Raw genomic sequence first — 18,340 nt, forward strand, 5'->3', positions numbered from 1 at the left:
CTACATGCACTCCACGGGCGCCTCGGCCTTCTTCATCGTGATCTATCTGCACATGTTCCGCGCGCTGCTCTGGGGGTCGTATCGCAAGCCCCGCGAGTTGTTGTGGATCATCGGCGTCGTGATCTATCTGGCGATGATGGCAACCGCTTTCTTCGGTTATCTGCTGCCCTGGGGCCAGATGTCCTACTGGGGCGCGCAGGTCATCGTGAACCTGTTCGCCGCGGTGCCGGTGGTGGGCGAGGATCTCTCGGTCTGGGTGCGCGGCGACTATGTCATCTCGGACGCCACGCTGAACCGCTTCTTTGCCTTCCACTTCCTGCTGCCGTTCGTGATTGCCGCGCTGGTCTTCCTGCACATCGTCGCGCTGCATCATGTCGGCTCGAACAACCCGGACGGGATCGAGATCAAGGACGGTCCCAAGGGTAACCGTTGGAGCGACAAAGCCCCGGCCGATGGCATCCCCTTCCATCCCTACTACACGGTCAAGGACACCATGGGTGTGGTGGTCTTCCTGGCGCTTTGCAGCCTCGTGATCTTCTTTGCCCCGACCTTCGGTGGACTCTTCCTCGAAGCGCCGAACTTCCAGCCAGCCAACCCGATGCTGACCCCGCTGCACATTGCTCCGGTCTGGTACTTCACACCCTATTACGCGATGTTGCGGGCGGTTCCACCGATGTGGGGTTCGCAGTTCCCCGGCGTGGTGGTGATGTTCGGCGCGATCCTGATCTTCTTCGCGTTGCCCTGGCTTGACCGCAGTCCGGTGAAGTCGATGCGGTACAAGGGGCCGATCTTCAAGGTAGCCACCGGCATCTTCGCCGTGTCGTTCATCGTTCTGGCCTGGCTGGGCATGCAACCGGCATCGGATCTCTCCACGCTGCTCGCGCAGATTTTCACCTCGCTGTATTTTGCCTTTTTCTTGCTGATGCCGATTTACAGCTCACTAGATAAGACCAAGCCCGTACCGGAGAGGGTGACCTCATGAGAAAGCTGATCATCGCCACTCTGTTGCTGCTATCGCCGGCCATGCTGATGGCCGCCGGGGGGCCGCCTCTGGAAAAGGCCGACATCGACCTGCGCGATCAGGCTTCATTGCAGCGCGGAGCCAAGTACTTCGTGAATTACTGCATGGGTTGTCACTCGCTGCAATATATGCGCTTCAACCGACTGGCCAAGGATCTCGGCATCAATGAGATCGCGCTACGCGAGAACCTGCTTTTCGGCGATGCCAAGCCGGGCGATCTGATGGAAAACGCCATGCGACCGGAAGACGCGCTGAAATGGTTCGGTATCGCCGTTCCAGACCTGACGCTCGTGACCCGTTGGCGCTCGCCGGATTGGGTCTACACCTACCTGAAGAGCTTCTATCTGGACGATACCCGTCCCTACGGCGTCAACAATGTCCTCTTCCCGTTGGTCGCGATGCCGCATGCGCTGGGTGATTTTCAGGGCGCCCAAGAGCCAGTGTTTGCTCCAGCGCATGGTGCCGGCGTGCCGGTGATCGAAGGCGTCAAGCTGGTCGAGCAAGGTTCGCTGTCACCCAAGGAATACGACGCCATGGTACGGGACATCACGGCCTTCCTGACCTATGCCGGCGAACCCATCCAACTGGAACGCCAGCGTCTCGGTTTGTATGTGCTGCTGTTCCTCGGCTTCCTCTTTATCCCCGCCTATCTGATGAAGAAGGAATTCTGGAAAGACGTTCACTAGACGTCGATTGACCCGGCGCCCCCGCCCTGGGGGCCGCCGGTTTCAGCGTTCTATCCCTATCGCCCTCCGCCTTTGGCACCGCCCAAATCCAGTTACGGAAAAACGCCATGCGGCGAGGTTTCCAAGGGTTATACTTAGTCGCTTATTCAATGTATGCCTGAAGGCCGATCTTGCTGCCTCCGGCTTACGGATTCGCGCCAGCGACCGGGCAAACCCCAATGCGCCCTTGGCCGCCGGCACCTCAAGTCAGCCGACCCGGAATGGTTGGCGATCTGTCTTATTCGAGCCCCACCGGGCTCAGCCTCAGTGCTGGAGAAGGGAAGTATGGCCGTGGCTGCAAGCAGACGAGCTGTGATGACGTTATTTTCCGATCCCGTTTGCCCTTATTGTCACCAGGTCAGAATGGTGCTGGCCGAAAAAGGGATTGCCGTGGACGTGGTCGATGTCGATGCGCACGACCTGCCCGACGAAGTCATGGACTTCAATCCCTATGGCAAGGTGCCCACCTTTGTCGACCGGGATCTGCGGCTCTACGAGTCGCGGATCATCATGGAATATCTCGATGAGCGTTTCCCTCATCCCCCGCTGCTGCCGGTCGACCCGGTCTCGCGCGCCCGCGCGCGTTTGTTCATGTATCGCGTCGATCATGACTGGTATTCGCTGATGGGGCGGATCCTCAAGGGCAGTGGCGACGAGGTCGTCCAGGCCCGCAAGGAATTGCGCGAGAGCCTGATCGTGTCCGCGCCGATCTTTGCCGCCCATCCCTTTTTCATGAGCGACGAGTTTTCGCTGGTGGACTGCTGCGTTGCGCCCCTGCTCTGGCGTCTGCCGGTGCTTGACATCGAGTTGCCGCCGCAGGCGGACGCCATTAATGTCTACAAAAAGCGGATCTTTGCCTGGGACGCCTTCCGCCAGAGTCTGACCGAGGCGGAAAAGGAGATGATCGCGGATCTCAAGAGATGAACGACAAAACCGCCACCATGACCACGAGCAAGCCCTACCTGATCCGGGCGATCCACGAGTGGATCCTGGATAATGGAATGACGCCGCACCTCGTCGTGGACGCCAATTATCCGGCCACGCGCGTGCCTCTGGAGTTCGTCGACGAGGGACGAATCGTCCTCAATATCTCGCCCGGCGCGGTCCAGGGGCTGGTCATCGGGAACGACTGGATTGCGTTCAACGCCCGTTTTGGCGGCGTGGCGCGGGAGGTCTCGGTGCCCGCCGAGGCGGTCGTCGGAATCTTTACGCGCGAGAATGGCCAGGGAATGGTCTTTCCGGATCCAATCTACCCTGACGCCCTGCCCGACAGCGCCGCGCAGGCGCCTGGCCCGTCGCTGAAGTCTGTCGCCGACGGGCGTCCATCCGCGTCGGGTCAGACCAAGGGCAAAGGAAAGGGGAAAGGCGGTCCAACCCTCAAAGTGGTCAAATAAACCAGTCTCGTCGGCTCGCCGCTGTCCGGTTCAGGCAAGACCGCCGAGTCACGAGCAATGCCTGTCAGAACGGGCAAATTTTTATCCGCATCAAGCGTCTCCGGCTTGGTTTGGCAGGCCGAAACTGAGTTCCTCCAGATGCAGACCCCGCAGCACCAGATAGCCGTTACGCCGCCCGACTCCCTCCTCGCTGAAATCGAAGCGGTAGACCCGGCGTAGCCGCAGTCCCTCCGCACGCCAGGCCAGGCCGAGCCGGTGGATCGCGACGGCCTGGTCGAGAAACTGAAGATCGCGCTGTGCGCAGGCCGCCTGACAGATACCGACCGCAATCTCGCGAGCGCGTAGGCTGTCGAGCCAGAACCAGCCAATAAACAGCAGCAAAAAGATCGCAAGAAGGTTACTCATTCGAAAGACGAAATCACGCGGGCGCCCGAGGCGTAAAACGCTCAGTAACCACGGAAATACCAGAGATTGTCCCAGCCTTGCGGAGCGAACATCGGCTCCCTGGGGTCTGCGAGTCCAGCGCTATCCGGCTCGTTCGAAGAGAAGGGAAGAGGGAGATTCCCCGGCCATGGCAAGGGAAAAAGATAGGGTCCAAGCTCGCGAAATCGTTCCCTGTCTCGTTCGATACGCTCCAATCGCTCGGACCGCTGGCGTCGAGCATCCTCTTTCCAGGCATCCTGCTGGGCCGCGCCCCGAGGGTTATGAAGACGGCGCCGCGCCTCATAGGCCTCGCGCGTTTCATGCCGACGCGCTTCCCATGCCTGTCGCTGAGCACGTACCTCCTCAAGCCAGAGGGAGCTGACGTCTGGATGGGCGGGTTGCTGGTGCATGCTGGCCGAAGTCTGAGCCAGTTGCAGTGAGACAGGCTCCGCGCTCGTCACGGAAGCGCCCGCCAGGATGCCGGGCAGCAGACAGATCCAGCCCGCTCCGGCCAACCATCGTCGAGTCAGGCGAGAGGCACCCGTGGAACGGCCGACCCGCCGTACGCCTCGCCGCGGGCGCCCCGCATCGTCGCCAGGAGGATGCGCGCGGGATCGCAGACCTGGCCCGGCATCGCGCAACGCAAAACGCGGCATCGCGGCGAACGCGCTAACGCTGTCGTCGCTGCGAGGTGGCGGCATGCCATGTTCGTCAATGGTTTGATGCATGGCTTTCGAGTCGGTCATGGATCTCGCGGCGCAGACAGGCCAGGGCTGTTTCGCAGGTGATGGGGGTATCGTCGCCGCTGGTGATGAAAAAGACATCGTCCACCTCGGCGCCGACGGTGGCGATCTTGGCATTCTGAAGCCGAATGCCGCAACTCTGAAAAACCGCGCCGACCTCGGCTAGGAGTCCGGGCCGGTCGAGCGTGTTCAGACGCATGATGGTCCGATGATTGGGCTCGTCGGCGGCAAAGCTGACCCGGGTTTCGATCGGGAAATGACGGTGACGACGCGGAATGGAACGCGCCACCTTGATGCTGGTGCCGCTCTGCTCGACGATATCGGAGGCCAGAGTCGAGCGGATTTCTTCCATGCGCGAGGGGTCGTCCACGGGCGTTCCGTCCTGGTCCAGAATCTGATAGCTGTTGATCGCCATCCGGTCGTCGGTGGTCATGACGCGCGCATCCATGACGCTCAGACCCATCTGATCCAGCAGCGCGGTGGTGCGCGCGAAGAGATTGGCGCGGTCGCGCGTGTAGATAAAAATTTCGGTCACGCCGCGAACCGTCACCGGGCGGATGACCACCAGGGGTAACTGCGAGGGGTCGGCGGCCAGGATCTGCCGGGTTTGCCAGGCGATTTCGTCCGGGGAATGGTGCAGAAAGAAATCCAGGCTGAACTTGATCCAGAGTCGATTGCAGGCACTGGGATCGCCGCCGTAACGCGCGACCAGCCGCATCGCCTCGGCCTGCTTTTGCGCGATGAGCTCGTCCTGGGCCTGGGGGTTATCCAGTCCGCGCAGGAGCGCGCGGCGGGTGCCGTGATAGAGCTCGCGCAGCAGGGCGTCCATCCAGCTATTCCAGCGTTCCGGATTGGTGGCGCGGGCATCGGCAACGGTGAGCAGATAGAGATAGTCGAGCCGGGTCGGGTCGCCGATGAGTTCGGCGAACGCTTGAATGACTTCCGGATCGTTGATGTCCTTGCGCTGAGCGGTCATGGACATCACGAGGTGCTGCTCGACCATCCAGGCAACCAGCCGGGTGTCGAATTCGCTCAGTCCATGCAGCCGGCAGAACTCCCTGGCGTCGCGGGCGCCCAGGGTGGAATGATCGCCACCCCGGCCCTTGGCGATATCGTGAAAAAGACCGGCGAGATAGAGCAGTTCGAGCTTGGGGATACGGCGCCCGACGGCGCTGCACAGCGGAAACTCGTCGTCGTGTTTGGGTGTCGTGAAGCGCCGCAGGTTGCGCAGCAGCATCATGGTGTGCTCGTCGACCGTGTAGACATGCAGCAGATCGTATTGCATGCGCCCGACGATGTTGGCGAAGGCGGGAAGATAGGCCGCGAGGACGCCGTAACGATTCATGCGGCGAATGGCGTGCGTGATGCCGGACGATTCGCGCAGGATTTCCATGAAGAGGCTGCGGGCGCGCAGGTCGGCGCGAAAGTCGTCGTCGATGCGGTGACGGTTCTCGCGGATCAGGCGGATGGTGCTGGCGCGCACCCCTTGCAGTTCGGGACGGATCTGGAGCAGGTGGAAGACTTCCAGGAGCGCGAACGGATAGAGCCGGAAGACGCTGGGCGAGGTGACTTCCAGGTAACCACTGCGCGACTGGAAGCGCTTGTTGATCGGGACCGGCGGGCCGATGTCGTCGTGCAGCAGGATCGCCTCGCGAAACAACTGGAGCAGCATCTCGTTGAGCCGGTTAAGTTCCTGCACCGCGCGGTAATACTGCTGCATGAATTGTTCGACGGCGAGGTTGTTGTCGCCGTCGCTAAAGCCAAACTGTCGGGCCAGCGTGCGCTGATAATCGAACAGCAGCCGATCCTCGCGTCGTCCGGTCAATTGATGCAGGGCAAAGCGGATCCGCCACAAAAGAATCTGCCCATCGATGAGCGCCTGATGCTCGGATTCGGTGAGAAAACCATGATCCACCAGGTCGTGCAGCGTTTCTGCGGCGAAATGTCGCTTGGCAACCCAACCGATCATCTGGATATCGCGCAGTCCGCCAGGGTTCTCCTTGATATTCGGTTCCAGGTTGTAGGCGGTGCCGCCGTATTTATGCCAGCGGGCGCGCTGCTCCAGGGTTTTGGCGGCGAAGAAGCGTTCGCTGTTCCAGAGACGATCCGGCGCGGTCGCCTCGCGCATTCGCGGATAGAGCGTTACGTTGCCGCAGAGCCAGCGCGCCTCCAGCAGATTGGTCATCACGGTCACGTCGCCCGTGGCCTCGCGCACACAGTCGTCGACGGTGCGTACGCTGTGCCCGACCTCCAGTCCGATATCCCAGAGGAAGGTCACCAGCCCTTCGAGCGGATCGGTCAGGTGGAGATCCGCCCCCGGTTCGATCAGGACCATGATGTCGACATCCGAAGCGGGTTGCAGCTCCTGTCGACCGTAACCGCCCACGGCGATCAAGGCGGCCTCTTCGGTGTCGCCCAAAAAGCGGGTCCAAGCCTCGCGCAGAACCGCGTCGATCAGTCGGCTGCGCTCCAGCACCAGTTCGGCGATCGGCGCGCCCTGATCGAACTTGGCATAGATCGCTTGTCGGTCGGCCTTGAGCCGTTCCTTATAAGCCGCGATCGGGTTGATAAACGGAGGGGCGCAGGCCCCGCGTTCGCCGGCGAGCGGGTTCGGGCGGCTGGCGCTGTCGCTCGGGTGCGGCGCGTGGCTCATGAGCGGGACGAATCTTCGCGCTCCTCCGCGCGCAGGGTCAGGATCTCATGCCCATCCGGGGTCACGAGCACCGTATGCTCCCATTGCGCCGACAGGGTGCGGTCCTTGGTGATCACGGTCCAGCCATCCGGCAGAACCTTGATAAAGCGCTTGCCGGCGTTGACCATGGGTTCCACCGTGAAACACATTCCGGGCCGCAGCCGGAGCCCCTCGCCGGATTTGCCGTAGTGCAGAACCTGGGGTTCTTCATGGAATTCGCGGCCAATGCCATGACCGCAATATTCGCGCACCACCGAATAGCCATGGGATTCGACGAACTGCTGAATCGCGTGACCGATGTCGCCGAGCGTGGCGCCGGGGCGAACGACGGAGATGCCGATCCGCATGGCCTGCTGGGTGACGGTGACCAGACGGCGGGCCAGCACCGCGGGTTCGCCCACGAAAAACATCTTGCTGGTGTCGCCGTGATAGCCGTCCTTGATCACCGTGATGTCGATATTGACCACGTCGCCCTTTTTCAGGCGCTTGCCTCCCGGAATGCCATGACAGACCTGATGGTTGACCGAGGTACAGATCGATTTGGGGAAACCGCGGTAGTTCAGGGGGGCGGGAATCGCGCCCTGGACCTCGGTGATATAGCGGTGGCAGAGAAGATCCAGTGCATCGGTCGTGATGCCGGGCTGGACATGAGGCTCGATCATGTCGAGTACATCGGCCGCCAGCCGGCCCGCGACGCGCATCTTGTCGATCGCCTCGGGCGTCTTGATCTGCACACTCATCGTACTATTAGAGGCGTCCACTCTGAAGTTGTAGGTCTCTCGTCGGAAAGCCAGGACAATTGCCCGTATCGAGCGAGCTATGGTATAAAACGCGGCGCGCTGCCGCAATCCACAACCCGACTTAAGAACAAGATGGGGTTCGTGGCGGTGGCGCCAAGCGAAAAACCTGAGTTTTTCGCTTTATTTTTATTGTCCACACACGTGTCGACACATGCGGCTGGGTGCCTGGGAATTCGCTCCGGGTTGTCGCGTGGGACGCGTGGAGGTCCAACCCACTTCAGAGGAAGCAAGACTGTGAGCAACGTGACCATGCGCCAGATGCTGGAGGCCGGTGTCCATTTCGGCCACCAGACCCGCTACTGGAATCCCAAGATGAGTGCCTTCATTTTCGGGCACCGCAATAAAATCCATATCGTCAACCTGGAAAAGACGCTCCCCCTGTATCAGGATGCCGTCAATTTCATGGGGACGCTCGCCGCCAATGGCGGCAAGATTCTGTTCGTCGGCACCAAGCGCGCCGCGCGCGATGCAATTCGCGACGAGGCCGCGCGCTGCGGCATGCCGTTCGTCAATCATCGCTGGCTCGGCGGCATGCTGACTAACTTCAAGACCATCCGCCAGTCCGTGAAGCGGCTCAAGGATCTGGAGGTCATGTTCGAGAGCGGCACCATCGAGCGCTTCAACAAGAAGGAAGCCCTGGGTTTGTCGCGCGAACGCGTCAAGCTTGAGCAGAGCCTGGGCGGAATCAAGAACATGGACGGCCTGCCCGATGCGATGTTCGTCATCGACGTGGGTCACGAGAAGATCGCCGTGACCGAGGCCAACAAGCTCGGTATCCCGGTCATCGGCGTGGTCGATACCAACAACGACCCCAGCAACGTCGACTACGTGATCCCCGGCAACGACGATGCGATCCGGGCCGTGCAGCTGTATATCGCCGGTGCCGCGGATGCCATCCTCGACGGTCGCGGCACGGCGGCGGCGATGGTCGGTCGCGACGAGACGTACCTCAACCCTGCTTTTGGCCGGGAAGCGACGTCGGCCGCCGAGGCGCCGTAATCCCTCGCGGTGCGCCGGAGCCACGGCTTCCGCGCGCCGCCCCTGGCGGATCCGCTGCCTGCGCTCGCACGCGGGGATCCGTCTCAGAATAATTTCAGCATGCCCGTCGCGGGGCAGAGGTGGTTTAGACATGGCGATTTCAGCCGCATTGGTCAAGGAACTGCGCGAACGCACCGGCGTTGGCATGATGGAGTGCAAGACCGCGCTCGTCGAAGCGAATGGCGACATCGAGGCCGCCATCGAAGCGATGCGCAAGTCCGGCCAGGCACGGGCCGCGAAAAAATCCGGTCGCACCGCGGCCGAGGGCGTGGTCATGATCCAGATCGCCGAGAATCGCAAGCACGGCGTCATGGTCGAGATCAACTGCGAAACCGATTTCGTGGCCAAGGACGCGGGTTTCCTGTCCTTCGCCGAGGCCGTCGCCGCCACGGCGCTGGCCAGCCCGGTCAAGGATGCCGCCGAACTGGCCGTGCAGCCGCTGGTCGGCGATCCGTCGATCACCGTCGACGCGGCGCGCGAGGCGCTGATCGCCAAGATCGGCGAGAATATTCAGGTGCGTCGTCTGCTCCGCTTCGATGGCGTCGAGGGTGCGCTCTACAGCTACCGTCATGGCGTGCGGATCGGCGTGGTCGTGGCCTTGGAGGGGGGCGACGAGTCGCTCGGTCGCGACATCGCGATGCACATCGCGGCGAGCAACCCGCTGTGCCTCAGCGCCGAGCAAGTGCCGGCAGAGACCCTTGCAAAAGAAAAGGAAATCTTCAAGGCGCAGTCGCTCGACAGCGGCAAGCCCGAGGCGATCGTCGACAAGATGATCGAAGGGCGCATGCGCAAGTATCTTGAGGAAGTCACTCTGCTCGGACAGCCGTTCGTCAAGGATCCGGAACAATCCGTCGAGAAGCTGTTGAAGAAGGCTGGCGCGCGAGTGCTGGCCTTCTCGCGGGTCGAGGTGGGCGAAGGGATCGAGAAAAAGACCGAGAACTTCGCCGAAGAGGTGATGGCTCAGGTTCGCGGTAGCTGAGCCATCGCGGTCTCCAGCCTCCCTTATCACGATCGAGTGGCGACGAGGTCAATCTCTCATGTCGAGTCCAGTCTATCGACGCATCCTGCTCAAGCTCAGCGGCGAGGCGCTGATGGGTTCGGGCACGGAGGGGATCGATCCGGATATCCTCGAACGCTATGCGCGTGAGGTGCGCGAGTTGGTCGCGACGGGGTTGCAGGTTGCATTGGTCATCGGCGGCGGCAATCTCTTTCGCGGCGCGGGGCTCGCCGCAAGGGGCATGGATCGGGTGACCGGCGATCACATGGGCATGCTGGCCACCGTCATGAACGCCCTGGCGATGCACGATGCCTTGGAGCGCCTTGCGGTCGAGACGCGCGTGATGTCGGCCCTGAGGATCGCTCAGGTCTGCGAGGATTATGATCGACGGCGCGCCATGCGCCACCTCGACCGGGGGCGCGTCACCCTCTTCGCCGCGGGAACCGGCAACCCCTTTTTCACCACGGACTCGGCGGCCAGCTTGCGGGCGATCGAGATCGGGGCGGATCTGCTGATCAAGGCCACGAAGGTCGACGGCATCTATTCGGCCGACCCCGTCCAGGATCCAGCCGCGACCTTCTACCGCCGGATCAGCTACGATCAGGTACTCCACGAGGGCTTGACGGTGATGGATACCACGGCCATCGTCTTGTGCCGGGACCATGGAATGCCCTTGCGTGTCATCAATATCAACGAACCAGGCGCCTTGCAGCGATTGATCCGCGGCGAAGAGGTCGGGTCGCTGGTCGTCAGCGGGAACTAACATGATCGACGATATCAAGAAAGACGCGGCGGACCGCATGGCCAAGAGTGTCGATTCGCTCTCCCATGAGCTCGCCAAGATTCGCACCGGGCGCGCCCATCCGTCGCTGCTCGACCACATCATGGTCTCCTATTACGGCTCGGAGATGCCGATCCGTCAGGTCGCCAACGTCAACGCCGAGGATGCGCGCACCCTCGCCGTGGTGCCCTGGGAAAAGAACATGGTGCAGGCCATCGAAAAGGCCATCATGCAGTCGGATCTGGGCCTCAATCCCAATACCGCCGGGACCGTCATCCGCGTTCCCATGCCGGCCCTGACCGAGGAGCGGCGGCGGGACCTGATCAAGGTCGCCCGCAACGAGGCGGAACAGGCGCGCGTGGCGGTGCGCAATATCCGTCGCGATGCCAACCATGAGCTCAAGGAACTGGTCAAGGAAAAGATGATCTCCGAGGATGACGAGCGGCGTGGGCAGGAGATCGTGCAGAAACTGACCGATCAGTACATCAAGGATGTCGATACGGTGCTGGCGGAGAAAGAACAAGATCTGATGTCGATTTAAGACCGCTTGGCCAATCCGATTCAGACCCTCGTGAATACCGCAACGCCCGCCGTCCTTGCCGTCGATCCGAACCGTTCCGTCCCCCGGCATGTTGCGATCATCATGGATGGCAATGGCCGCTGGGCCAGGCTGCGCGGCCAACCGCGCACCGCCGGACATCGCGAGGGCGTCAAGAGCGTGCGCGCGGCGGTCGAGGAAAGCGTGCGCCGCGGTATCGAAACCCTGACGCTCTTTGCCTTCAGCAGCGAGAACTGGCAGCGCCCGCGCGCCGAGGTCAACATCCTCATGGAGCTGTTCATGACCGCCCTGCGCGGCGAAGTCAAACGCCTGAACGAGAACGATGTACGCCTGCGCATCATCGGCGAGCGGGGCGCCTTTTCCGAGAAACTCCAGCGTCGCATCCGCGACGCCGAGACGCAGACCGCGAACAACACCACCCTCAACCTGCAGGTGGCCGCCAACTATGGCGGGCGCTGGGATATCGCCCGGGCCGCGCGCCGACTAGCCGAGGAGGTGCGGGCCGGACGCCTGGATCCGGACGCGATCGATGAAAATGCGCTTGCGCGCCGGCTGTCTTTTCCCGATCTCCCCGAGCCCGATCTTTTCATCCGCACCGGCGGCGAGCAGCGTCTGAGCAATTTCGTGCTCTGGCAGTCGGCCTATGCCGAGCTGTATTTCACCGATATCCTCTGGCCGGATTTCAATGAAGCGGCATTCGGTCTTGCGCTGGACGATTTCGCGCATCGACAGCGTCGTTTCGGTCACACCGGCGAACAGGTCGAAACTTGGGCCACGGCGGGCGCGTATGGACGAACCTAGCGCCTTGCGGGCGGCCAGCAGCTTGCAGCGCCGCACCTTGACCGCGTTCCTGCTGGGACCGCTGGTTATCGCCGCCATCCTGTGGCTGCCAACCCCCGCGTTCGCCCTGTTCTTCGTCGTGGCGCTCCTGCTCGCGGCCTGGGAATGGTGCGCGCTGGCCGGTCTTCGCCAGACCTCGCCGCGGGTCGCCTACCTGGCCGTCATGGCGGCCTGCATGGGTCTGTTCTGGCTGCGGCCCGCTTGGTCGGTCTGGTTGTTCGGCGTCAGTCTCCTGTTCTGGATCGTCCAGACGATACGACTGTCGCGCGTGCGTCGGATCGATCCGGTCGCGGGATTGCAGCCGCGGCTGCTGCCGATCGGTCTGCTGGTCCTGGTGGCACCCTGGGCGGCCCTGGTTGACCTGCATCGCGTGCCCGAACTCGGACCCGGTCTGGTGCTGTTCCTGATGATCCTGATCTGGACCGCCGATTCCATGGCCTTCTTTATCGGGCGTCGCTGGGGTCGGGCCAAGCTCGCGCCCGCGGTGAGTCCCGGCAAGACGCGCGTTGGCGTCTACGGGGCCATCCTGGGGGCCATGATCTGCGGTCTGGCATTTTCCTGGATCCGATCGCTCGGCGTTCCCGAGACGCTCCTGATTCTGGCGGTCTGCGGCCTGTCGGCCTTGCTGTCGGTCGTTGGGGATCTGTACGAGAGTCTCCTGAAGCGCCGTCGCGGGGTGAAGGATTCCAGTCATCTGTTGCCCGGTCATGGCGGTCTGCTCGACCGCATCGACAGCCTGACCGCGGCGGCCCCCTTCTTTGCCCTGGGCATGGCCTGGGTCATCACTTGACCGGAGTAGCATGGTGAAAGGCGTAACCGTACTGGGTTCGACAGGCTCCGTGGGCGTGAGCACGCTCGATGTGCTGGCGCGACACGCGGATCGTTTTCGGGCCGTGGCCTTGACCGCGCATCGGGATGCCGAGCGCATGGCCGAGCAGTGTCGTCTGCACTGTCCTGACGTTGCGGTGATGGTGGATCCGGACGCGGCCACGCGACTCCGGGGCCTGTTGGCGGACCTGCCGAAGCGGCCAGAGATTCTCGTGGGCGTGGAAGGTCTTGAGCAGGTCGCGGCGATGCCCAGCGCCGATTACGTGATGGCGGCGATCGTTGGCGCGGCCGGCCTGCGTCCGACGCTGGCGGCGGCGCGCGCGGGCAAGCGGGTGCTGCTGGCCAACAAGGAATCGCTGGTGGTCGCCGGCGCCCTACTGATGCAGGCCGTGGCCGAGAGCGGCGCGGAACTGCTGCCCATCGACAGCGAACATAACGCCATCTTTCAGTGCCTACCGTCCAATTTCAGTACCGGACTCGCGGCGGTGGGCGTGGAGCGTATTCTGCTCACCGCCTCGGGCGGACCGCTGCGGGACTGGCCGGTCGAGCGTCTGGCCGCCGTCACCCCGGAGCAGGCCTGCGCCCATCCGACCTGGGTGATGGGCCGCAAGATTTCGGTCGATTCCGCCACCATGATGAACAAGGGGCTGGAGGTGATCGAGGCCTGCTGGCTGTTCGGCACCGATACCGACCATCTCCAGGTCGTGGTGCACCCGCAGAGCGTGATTCATTCGCTCGTCCAGTACCAGGACGGCTCGGTGCTGGCGCAACTCGGAAACCCGGATATGCGAACGCCCATTGCGCATGCGCTGGCCTGGCCGGAGCGACTCGCGTCGGGCGTCGCCCCGCTCGATCTGTTCGCGGTTGGCCGTCTCGATTTTCAGGCACCCGATCTGCTGCGTTTCCCCTGTCTCGCGCTGGCCTTTCAGGCGGCCCGCCATGGCGGGATTGCTCCGGCCGTCCTGAATGCCGCCAACGAGATTGCGGTAGCCGCCTTTCTCGACCGGCGCATCGATCTGCCGGGCATTGCGGCCGTGGTGGGCGATACGCTGGACGCGCTACCCGACGAGACGGTCGAGGGTCAGGGGGTCGAATTTCTGTTGGACGTCGACCGTCGCGCGCGCGAGTGCGCGGAACAATTGGTTCTCAAGCGGGGCTTTTAAGCGCGATGGAGATTCTCTTTACGATCGCTTCTTTCATCGTGGCGCTGGCGATTCTGATCGCGGTCCACGAATTCGGGCATTTTTGGGTGGCCCGCCGAGTCGGCGTCAAAGTGTTGCGGTTTTCGATCGGTTTCGGCAGGCCGCTGCTGCGCTGGCAGAGTCGGCGCGACGAGACCGAGTATGTGCTCGCGGCGATTCCGCTTGGCGGCTACGTCAAAATGCTTGACGAAGCCGAGGAGGAGGTTCCCGAGGACCAGTTGGATCGGGCCTTCAATCGCCAACCGTTGTGGAAGCGGTCGGCCATCGTCCTCGCGGGTCCGCTGTTCAATCTGCTGTTCGCCATCCTGGCCTACTGGGCCATCTTTATCGTCGGCGATACTGGCCTGAAACCCGTCATCGGCGTGGTTGCGCCACAGTCGATCGCCGCCGCGTCGGGTTTCCAGCCCGGCGACGAACTGCTCCTGATCGGCGACCGCCCCGCGCGCAGTTGGGAGACGGTTGTCTTCTCGCTCGCGGTCGAGGCGATGGAGGGGCAGGATCTGCTCGTCAGGGTGCGTGACGCGAGCGGCCAGACACGCGATCGCTGGATCCCCGATCAGGCGATTGCCGGTCTGGCCGAGGAGCCCGATCTACTGGGCCGACTCGGTTTGGAGGCACGTCGCCCTCGCCTGCCCCCGATCATCGGAGAACTCGTGACCGGAGAACCGGCGCAGCGCGCCGGGCTTGAGGTTGGCGATCGTCTGGTCGCCGCCGACGGTATTGCGATCGATTCCTGGCAGGAGTGGGTCGCCCTGGTGCGCGAGCGCGCGGGCCAGGGCATTCTGGTCGAGGTCGAGCGCGGCGATGGCTCGATCCAGCAGATCTCGATCACCCCTCAGTCGACGGAGATCGATGGCAAGGCGGTCGGACGGATTGGGGCGGGCGTCCTGGTGCCCGATGATTTGATGGACGACTACCGTGTCCTGGTTCGCTACGGCCCGGTCGAGGCATTGGGACAGGCGGTCGGCAAGACCCTGGACATGAGCGTGATGATGCTGCGGGTCATGGGCCGCATGCTGATTGGCGAGTCCTCGATACGCAATCTCAGCGGGCCGATCGCTATCGCGGAAGTCGCGGGGCAAACCGCGAGTTCCGGTCTCGATTCGTTCGTGAAATTTCTGGCTGTGGTGAGCATCAGCCTGGGCGTGCTGAATCTGCTGCCGATCCCCGTGCTCGATGGCGGCCACCTGTTGTATTTTCTGATCGAGTGGATTAAAGGCAGTCCAGTGTCCGAACAGCTCCAGCTTCAGGGACAAAAGGTCGGCTTCATCCTGCTGGCGGCGCTGATGTCGCTCGCCTTCTACGCGGACATCTCCCGGCTATTGGGCTAAGCCCGGTGGATCCCTTATACTACCCCCCCTTGGATGCCGACTGCGCGGCAGATTTCGGCCTGATCGAGGGGAACCCGTCTTGCTTCCGATAGCTCAGATTTTTCGCGGTGGCGCCAGGCAACTGATTTTGCTTTCCGCCGTACTGGTCTCGCTAAACCAGCCTGCCGCTGCGGCGGTCTTCCAGGTGTCCGATATTCGGGTCGAGGGACTCCAGCGGATCGCTCCGGGAACCGTCTTCAACTATCTCCCGGTCCAGGTTGGCGATACCGTTGGCGAGGATGTCACCGGCGGGATTATTCGCGCGCTCTATAAGACCGGCTTCTTCGATGACGTGCGCGTCGAACGCGACGGCAGCGTGCTGGTGCTCTGGGTCCGCGAACGGCCGGCGATCGCCGAGATCAAGATTACCGGCAACAAGGACATCGAAACCGAGGCGCTCAGTAACGCCCTGGCCGATATCGGGCTCAAGGAGGGTCGGGTATTCAATCGCTCGGTCCTCGATCGCATCGAACAGGAGTTGGAGCGTCAGTATTTCGCGCGCGGGAAATACGGGGTGCTCATCCAGTCCACTGTCTCGCCCCTGGAGCGCAATCGGGTTGCCGTCAATATCGAGGTGATCGAGGGTCTGACCGCCCGGATCAAGCAGATCAATCTGATTGGAAATCAGGCGTTCACCACCAAGGATTTGAGCAAGCAGTTCAAGCTCGGACCCACGGGCTGGAATTCCTTTTACTCCAAGAACGATCAGTACTCGAAGCAAAAACTCGCCGGCGATCTGGAAACCCTGCGCTCGTTTTATCTGGATCGCGGCTATATCAAATTCGATATCAAATCGACCCAGGTGTCGATCAGTGCCGACCGGAAAGAGATCTATATCACGGTCGTCATCGAGGAAGGCGCGCCCTTCAAAATCAGCGATATTAAACTCGCGGGCGAGCCCTCCGTCCCCGCGGCTCAGTTGTTTCCGCTGATCCAGCTCAAGCGCGGCGAGTTCTTCTCGCGCAAGGCGACCACCGAAAGCGCCGAACGGATTTCCAGTCTGCTCGGCGACGAGGGCTATGCCTTCGCGAATGTGAATACGGTTCCCGAGATCGACGAAGACGCCCATGAAGTCGCCGTGACCTTTTTCGTCGATTCCGGAAAGCGGGTCTATGTGCGCCGGGTCAACATGAAGGGCAACACGCGCACCCGTGACGAGGTGTTGCGCCGCGAGATGCGCCAACTGGAAACCGCCTGGTTCTCGGCCGAACTGGTGCGTAAATCGCGGGAACGACTCCAGCGTCTGGGTTATTTCGACGACGTGTCGATCGAAACGCCGGCGGTCCCAGGCTCGGCGGACCAAGTCGATGTCGATGTCTCGGTCAAGGAGAAGCCGGCCGGGAATCTGGCGGCCGGTATTGGCTTTTCTCAATCGCAGGGCATTATCTTGAATGCCAGCGTGACGCAAAACAATTTTCTCGGCACCGGAAAGCGTGTGTCGTTGGCTTTGAATACCAGTGCGGCAACCCGTCTTTATCAAATCGGCTATCTCAATCCCTACTACACCGTCGACGGGATCAGTCGTGGGTTTAATCTTTCTTATCGAGAGACGGACTTCGACGAGTTGATCGGTGCCGATTATTCGGCCAATGTGGGCGTGGCGGGAATGAACTTCGGCCTGCCAATCTCGGATACCAGTCGCGCCGGGCTCGGTTTCCGCTTTCAATATACGGATTTCACCGCGGGGTTTTCAGAGATTGCACAGGAGTTCGTCGAGCAGAACGGAAATACGTTCAACGACTTCTTTCTCTCCGCAAATTACACGAATGATTCCCGCGATACAGCGATCTTTCCGACCCGCGGCGGATTGCGGAACGTCTTTGCCGAGGTCTCGGTTCCAGGCAGCGATCTTCAATACTACAAGATCAATTATCAGGAGCAGCGTTATGTCCCGTTGACATCGCGCTTTATCTTTTCGCTGAGTGGCGATATTGCCTATGGCGACGGCTATGGCGATACCGACTACCTGCCATTTTTCGAAAACTTTTACGCTGGCGGACCCCGCTCGGTTCGCGGTTGGGTTGCCAACTCACTTGGACCGCGTGAAGTCGGCACAGACGATCCAGTCGGCGGCAACCTGAAATTGGCTGGCAGTGTCGAGTTGTTTGCGCCTGCCCCCGTTGGCGGGGAGTTCGAAAAAACGTTGCGACTTGGAGTATTCCTCGACTTCGGAACAGTCTGGACGATGGACGAAACGGATCTCCTGACCTCGACCGGATTCGACTTGGGCGATCTGCGCTATTCGACAGGTCTCTCCGCGACCTGGCTGTCCCCCGTGGGTGCGCTTTCGATCAGTTTCGCCTATCCCCTCAATGAAGAGGACGGGGACGATACTCAGGTGTTTCAGTTTGGATTTGGGCAAACCTTCTGAAAAATGGGGTCGCGCGTGAACATTCGAGTCGTCACTACCCTGCTCCTGCTGACGGGTTTTTGCTATCAAGCGAGCGCCGCTTCCGATTATCGCATTGCCGTCGTGGATCCGAATCGGGTCGTCGAGCAGTCCCCTCAGTACGAAGCCGCGCGCGATTCATTGCAACGCGAGGTCGAGGACCGCGAGCGCAGCCTGCGCGATCAACAGGAGCAGATCTCATCCCTGCAGAGCAAACTCGAACGCGATGGCGCCTTGATGAGCGAAAGCGAAATCCAGCGCCTGCAAAACGATATTCGCAGCCGAACGCGTAAGCTGAAGTATGCTCGCGATGAATTTCAGGAAGATTTTGTATTACGCCAGAATGAGCTGCGCGCCAGGCTTGGCCGTCAAGTGAAAGAAGTGATCGTCGAATTGGCCAAGGAACAGAAGATCGACTTGATTATCAGCGAGGGGCTTGTCTACTCCGATCCTCGCATCGATATTTCCGATCTTGTCATTGAGCGCCTGAAACAGGAATTTAAACCGCGCCCCGAGTGATCCGCGCTACTTTGACTGC

Annotated in this window: 18 protein-coding genes; 14 read left to right on the forward strand and 4 right to left on the reverse strand. The window is 61.8% G+C overall.

Features of this window, described 5'->3' with window-relative positions:
- From QZY07_RS25200 to QZY07_RS25215, 4 genes are all read left to right on the forward strand, one after another.
- A partial coding sequence (locus QZY07_RS25200) for a cytochrome b N-terminal domain-containing protein (protein ID WP_295408825.1) occupies nucleotides 1-982 on the forward strand: 982 nt, incomplete at its 5' end.
- Nucleotides 979-1,707, forward strand: a complete 729-nt coding sequence (locus QZY07_RS25205; protein WP_295408827.1) for a cytochrome c1 — start codon at nucleotides 979-981, stop codon at nucleotides 1,705-1,707. The genes QZY07_RS25200 and QZY07_RS25205, both read left to right, overlap by 4 nt.
- A 324-nt stretch (nucleotides 1,708-2,031) precedes the next feature.
- On the forward strand, nucleotides 2,032-2,670 hold the full coding sequence (locus QZY07_RS25210) for a glutathione S-transferase N-terminal domain-containing protein (RefSeq protein ID WP_295408829.1): 639 nt from the start codon (nucleotides 2,032-2,034) through the stop codon (nucleotides 2,668-2,670).
- Complete coding sequence (locus tag QZY07_RS25215; RefSeq protein WP_295408831.1) at nucleotides 2,667-3,140, forward strand: ClpXP protease specificity-enhancing factor; 474 nt, start codon at nucleotides 2,667-2,669, stop codon at nucleotides 3,138-3,140. The genes QZY07_RS25210 and QZY07_RS25215 overlap by 4 nt, the downstream gene beginning before the upstream one ends.
- A 90-nt stretch (nucleotides 3,141-3,230) precedes the next feature.
- Here QZY07_RS25215 and QZY07_RS25220 read toward each other — a convergent pair whose 3' ends face one another.
- Genes QZY07_RS25220 through map form a run of 4 tightly spaced genes read right to left on the reverse strand, consistent with a single transcriptional unit; the run spans nucleotide 3,231 to nucleotide 7,738 of the window.
- The gene (locus QZY07_RS25220; protein WP_295408833.1) at nucleotides 3,231-3,545 is read right to left on the reverse strand and encodes a DUF3301 domain-containing protein; all 315 of its coding nucleotides are present in this window, start codon (nucleotides 3,543-3,545) and stop codon (nucleotides 3,231-3,233) included.
- Nucleotides 3,546-3,586: 41 nt separating this feature from the next.
- Nucleotides 3,587-4,291, reverse strand: a complete 705-nt coding sequence (locus QZY07_RS25225; RefSeq protein WP_295408835.1) for a hypothetical protein — start codon at nucleotides 4,289-4,291, stop codon at nucleotides 3,587-3,589.
- The gene (glnD, locus tag QZY07_RS25230) at nucleotides 4,275-6,959 is read right to left on the reverse strand and encodes a [protein-PII] uridylyltransferase (RefSeq protein WP_295408837.1); all 2,685 of its coding nucleotides are present in this window, start codon (nucleotides 6,957-6,959) and stop codon (nucleotides 4,275-4,277) included. The genes QZY07_RS25225 and glnD overlap by 17 nt, the downstream gene beginning before the upstream one ends.
- Nucleotides 6,956-7,738, reverse strand: coding sequence for a type I methionyl aminopeptidase (gene map / locus QZY07_RS25235; protein ID WP_295408839.1), 783 nt, complete (start codon nucleotides 7,736-7,738; stop codon nucleotides 6,956-6,958). Before map ends, glnD begins: the two co-directional genes overlap by 4 nt.
- A 309-nt stretch (nucleotides 7,739-8,047) precedes the next feature.
- Between map and rpsB the strand changes: the two genes are divergently transcribed.
- From rpsB to QZY07_RS25285, 10 genes are all read left to right on the forward strand, one after another.
- Nucleotides 8,048-8,797 carry a 30S ribosomal protein S2 gene (rpsB, locus tag QZY07_RS25240; RefSeq protein ID WP_295408886.1) on the forward strand — a complete coding sequence of 250 codons (750 nt, stop codon included), beginning with the start codon at nucleotides 8,048-8,050 and terminating at the stop codon, nucleotides 8,795-8,797.
- A gap of 130 nt (nucleotides 8,798-8,927) precedes the next feature.
- Nucleotides 8,928-9,815 carry a translation elongation factor Ts gene (tsf, locus tag QZY07_RS25245; protein WP_295408841.1) on the forward strand — a complete coding sequence of 296 codons (888 nt, stop codon included), beginning with the start codon at nucleotides 8,928-8,930 and terminating at the stop codon, nucleotides 9,813-9,815.
- A gap of 58 nt (nucleotides 9,816-9,873) precedes the next feature.
- Nucleotides 9,874-10,596, forward strand: coding sequence for a UMP kinase (pyrH, locus tag QZY07_RS25250; RefSeq protein ID WP_295408843.1), 723 nt, complete (start codon nucleotides 9,874-9,876; stop codon nucleotides 10,594-10,596).
- Nucleotide 10,597: 1 nt separating this feature from the next.
- The gene (gene frr, locus QZY07_RS25255) at nucleotides 10,598-11,155 is read left to right on the forward strand and encodes a ribosome recycling factor (protein ID WP_295408845.1); all 558 of its coding nucleotides are present in this window, start codon (nucleotides 10,598-10,600) and stop codon (nucleotides 11,153-11,155) included.
- A 30-nt stretch (nucleotides 11,156-11,185) separates the two neighbouring features.
- Entirely contained in the window at nucleotides 11,186-11,974 is a 789-nt protein-coding gene (gene uppS / locus QZY07_RS25260; protein ID WP_295408888.1) for a polyprenyl diphosphate synthase, read from the forward strand.
- On the forward strand, nucleotides 11,961-12,803 hold the full coding sequence (locus QZY07_RS25265; RefSeq protein ID WP_295408847.1) for a phosphatidate cytidylyltransferase: 843 nt from the start codon (nucleotides 11,961-11,963) through the stop codon (nucleotides 12,801-12,803). The genes uppS and QZY07_RS25265 overlap by 14 nt, the downstream gene beginning before the upstream one ends.
- A 13-nt stretch (nucleotides 12,804-12,816) precedes the next feature.
- A complete protein-coding gene (gene ispC, locus QZY07_RS25270; protein ID WP_295408848.1) occupies nucleotides 12,817-14,004 on the forward strand; it encodes a 1-deoxy-D-xylulose-5-phosphate reductoisomerase in 1,188 nt (395 codons plus the stop codon).
- Between the two features lie 5 nt (nucleotides 14,005-14,009).
- Nucleotides 14,010-15,374 carry an RIP metalloprotease RseP gene (gene rseP, locus QZY07_RS25275; RefSeq protein ID WP_295408850.1) on the forward strand — a complete coding sequence of 455 codons (1,365 nt, stop codon included), beginning with the start codon at nucleotides 14,010-14,012 and terminating at the stop codon, nucleotides 15,372-15,374.
- A gap of 79 nt (nucleotides 15,375-15,453) precedes the next feature.
- A complete protein-coding gene (bamA, locus tag QZY07_RS25280) occupies nucleotides 15,454-17,784 on the forward strand; it encodes an outer membrane protein assembly factor BamA (protein ID WP_295408852.1) in 2,331 nt (776 codons plus the stop codon).
- Nucleotides 17,785-17,799: 15 nt separating this feature from the next.
- Entirely contained in the window at nucleotides 17,800-18,321 is a 522-nt protein-coding gene (locus tag QZY07_RS25285; RefSeq protein ID WP_363184845.1) for an OmpH family outer membrane protein, read from the forward strand.
- Nucleotides 18,322-18,340: the final 19 nt, after the last annotated feature.

This window comes from uncultured Thiocystis sp. (assembly GCF_903866365.1).
Classification (GTDB): Bacteria; Pseudomonadota; Gammaproteobacteria; order Chromatiales; family Chromatiaceae; genus Chromatium.